The organism is Chamaesiphon sp. OTE_8_metabat_110, from assembly GCF_031382685.1.
In the GTDB taxonomy this organism is placed as follows: Bacteria; Cyanobacteriota; Cyanobacteriia; order Cyanobacteriales; family Chamaesiphonaceae; genus Chamaesiphon.
Map to the genome: position 1 here is coordinate 1 of NZ_JANMZA010000433.1, position 3,069 is coordinate 3,069.

5 protein-coding genes are annotated in these 3,069 nt (G+C 45.3%); 2 read left to right on the forward strand and 3 right to left on the reverse strand.

The window, feature by feature from the left end:
* Positions 1–176: helix-turn-helix domain-containing protein (locus tag RMO52_RS15925; RefSeq protein WP_310416047.1), on the forward strand; the 176-nt coding region annotated here is incomplete at its 5' end.
* 114 nt (positions 177–290) lie between these two features.
* Here RMO52_RS15925 and RMO52_RS15930 read toward each other — a convergent pair.
* Both RMO52_RS15930 and RMO52_RS15935 read right to left on the reverse strand, forming a co-directional pair.
* Positions 291–605, reverse strand: coding sequence for a putative quinol monooxygenase (locus RMO52_RS15930; protein WP_396135015.1), 315 nt, complete (start codon positions 603–605; stop codon positions 291–293).
* On the reverse strand, positions 602–1,861 hold the full coding sequence (locus tag RMO52_RS15935) for an RNA-guided endonuclease InsQ/TnpB family protein (RefSeq protein WP_396135016.1): 1,260 nt from the start codon (positions 1,859–1,861) through the stop codon (positions 602–604). Before RMO52_RS15935 ends, RMO52_RS15930 begins: the two co-directional genes overlap by 4 nt.
* Positions 1,862–1,875: 14 nt before the next feature.
* Between RMO52_RS15935 and tnpA the strand changes: the two genes are divergently transcribed.
* Positions 1,876–2,295 (forward strand): IS200/IS605 family transposase, encoded by a 420-nt coding sequence (gene tnpA, locus RMO52_RS15940; RefSeq protein ID WP_396135017.1) that lies wholly within the window; start codon positions 1,876–1,878, stop codon positions 2,293–2,295.
* 206 nt (positions 2,296–2,501) lie between these two features.
* Here the strand turns inward: tnpA and RMO52_RS15945 are convergent, their stop codons facing one another.
* Complete coding sequence (locus RMO52_RS15945) at positions 2,502–3,065, reverse strand: TRAP transporter small permease subunit (protein ID WP_396135018.1); 564 nt, start codon at positions 3,063–3,065, stop codon at positions 2,502–2,504.
* Positions 3,066–3,069: the final 4 nt, after the last annotated feature.

Sequence of the window (3,069 nt, forward strand, 5' to 3'; positions counted from 1 at the left end):
ATCAAAAGCAATTAAGGCTACTCGAAGCCCGTCGCCTGATGCTGGCGGAAAATTCCACTGCGACGATTGCTGCCGATCGAGTAGGCTATGAGAGCACCTCACAATTTAGTCGTGAATATTCCCGCATGTTTGGTGCGCCACCGATCGGCGATATTAAACGTTTACGGATAGCTTGAAGATAGACTGTTCGGTGAACCACAATCTCAATCTGTCTTCAAACAATGCTCGCACTGCATCAGTTTTAGCGCACGCTCGGTTCCCACTCGAACTACCGATCTGGCATTTTAGACTCAAAGCAAATCCGCCAGTACTTCGGCATGGCGAATTTGCGGTGGGCTGGCTAGCAGCTCGTCCGCACGCGGCATCAGTGCCGCAGCCATCGACCCACTCAGATGTGCTTGAAGATCGGCATCTTCGTTAAAAACATCAAACAGAGCGAAGGTCTGAGCGTCCAAACGCACAAAAAACCAAGCCAACATACCTGGTTCGACGGCTGCCATCGATTGCTGTGCGGTGAGGAAATTAGCCAGTTCTCGTTCTTGACCCAATTTTGCCTTCAGTTCTACCAGTAGTGCAACTTTTGTCGTGACTACTCCCACCGTCAAGCGAGTACGCTCTGACGGGGGCTTCTCAAGTTCACAAATGAGATTTCTTGCTTCATTGGCTGGGCAACCCCTAAGCCTTCACAAGCAGCAAACGACAGTCCGGTCGTCCGTTTTAGCACATTAATCGAAGCATTGTAGTCCCTGTCTAAACTAACTCCACAATTGGGACAATTATGAACTCTGACAGACAGGTCTTTGATAACTCTTTCTTCACAATTGAAACACTCAATACTAGTCCCTCTAGCATCAACTTCTTGGGTGTGCTTGCCGCGTCTTACCGCTACTGCTTGCAATATGTTCAAGAATGTCCGCCACGCAACATCAAGTATTGATTTAGCTAATCTGGTTCTAGCTAGACCCTTGATATTCAGTTTCTCGAATCCAATCAGATCGTAAGTTGTACATAAATAATGAGCTACAGAATAATGAAAATCTTTGCGTTGACGGGCAACATGCAGATGCAACTTAGCAACTTTATTAGCTTGCTTACCGTAATTAACAGACCCTTTTTCTTGTCTAGCTAACTTGCGTTGTTGACGAGCTAATACCGTTTGAGCCTTACGGTAGAACTGAGGGACAGCAATTGCCTCAGCATCGCTAGTAGTTAAGAACTTTTCTAACCCGACATCAATTCCCACCACAGATTTAATTTCATCAACAGGTAAGGAGACAGGCACCGTGTTATCTTCAAGCGCAAAACTTACATACCACCCATCGGCTTTGCTGACGATTGTTGCTTGCTTAATCACCGAACCTTCTGGGATTGGGCGGTGCAATACAACAGGAATATCACCAATCTTAGACAGCTTCAAATTTTCGCCAAGTAAGTTTGCTCCAGCCTTAGCAGAATTGGCTCTTGGAAAAGTAATCGAACAGATGTCGCCTTGTTTCTTAAATCTAGGTTTACCGCCTCTTTTGCCATTCTTATCTGGTATTAACCACCGTTTCCAAGCCTTGTCCAACCGCATTAAATTTTGCTGTTGGCAGTCAGCATAGATACCTTTATATTCAGGAAATAATGATTTTGTCTGTTTTAAATTGGCAGCTTGCGAGTAGTAATCAACCCTGTTTGGAATCTCACCAATTGGCTCACTTATCAGACTGCATCTATCGACCAAAGAACGAGTGCGGCGCAGGTAGTCTAATCTCTCTCCGAGAGCATAATTCCAATGCCGACGCAGCAACTCACCCCAGTGGCTCAAGGTCGCCTCCTGTTCTTGGTTTGGTTGCAATCGGTACTGGTAAGTGAGTAGCATAGAGCTATTATATCATGCTTAGTGCTATGAGCTATAACAAAGGCTACCGTTGCATATATTCGCTTAATATTCACTTGGTGCTGGTTACAAAGTACCGCAAAAAGGTGATTAATCAAGAGATCCTGAAAAGGTTGCATGAAATCCTTGCCAGCACTTGTGAAAAGTGGAGTAGCAAATTAACCGATTTCAACGGTGAACCAGACCACGTTCACCTAGTTATTGATTTCCCGCCGGATGTGGAGATTAGCAAGCTTGTCAATAATCTCAAGACTGTTTCGAGTCGATTAATTCGTAAGGAGTTTGCTGATGTTGTTAACCGAATTTATAGTAAACCAGTGTTTTGGACTGGAGCTTACTTCGTTGCTAGTTGTGGCGGCGTTACTGTCGAACAAATTAGAAAATATGTCGAAAACCAAGGTGAAATCACAGAGTAATTGTTCGCGCCTCGCCCACCCCTTCATGGTTGAGAGCTGCGCTTGTCAAATTAATCAGGGGTGGGACTCGTAACGCGCGTCCTATCCCCCTCACCGCCAAGTGCTATCGCACTCTGGCGGGAGTACCTCGGAGGTTTAGATGGCTGAGTCTCCGATCGGATGTGTGAGTCGATATAGCTAAAGGATAAAGGGTACAAAATGTCAGTCTACTCTAGAGGTAAATTCTCGATATCTGCTTGAATGATTTCGGCAGCATGAGGATAACCCTTATAAACAGCTAGATACTTGATGGCTTGGGCGATCGCTTGGAGCAGCAAAGTCGCAAAAGCAACAATAATCATCGTTTTAATCGGAGCGCGGGGCAAACCATTGGCATCTGAGGAAATTTCCCAAGTGCCCCAATTCCCATTGGGTAAAAGCCCCCAAGATTGCAATACGGGATCTAAGGCGACCCAAATTCCCAAAATACAAAAGGGAATCGTAAATAAGATCGTACCGATAAAATCGACTAAGGCTTGTTGTTTGAGAGTCCAATTGGTATAAAGAAAATCGACCCGCACATTGGCACCGTGTTTGAGAATGTAGGCAAATCCCAAAAAAAACATCATCGAAAATAAATACCACTGCAATTCGATGAGCGCGTTGGAAGATAATTGGATGCCAATTAATCGCCCCACATACCGAGCGACGACATTGTAAAAACCGACTGAGATCGTGAGGATGACCATCCCACCAGTCAAACTGCCGACGAACTCGGTGATTTTATCGATCGCC

Bases quoted from the DNA above. Each gene is read 5' to 3' on its own strand.
- RMO52_RS15935 (WP_396135016.1), bottom strand. From the start codon at position 1,861: ATGCTACTCACTTACCAGTACCGATTGCAACCAAACCAAGAACAGGAG.
- tnpA (WP_396135017.1), top strand. From the start codon at position 1,876: ATGCTTAGTGCTATGAGCTATAACAAAGGCTACCGTTGCATATATTCG.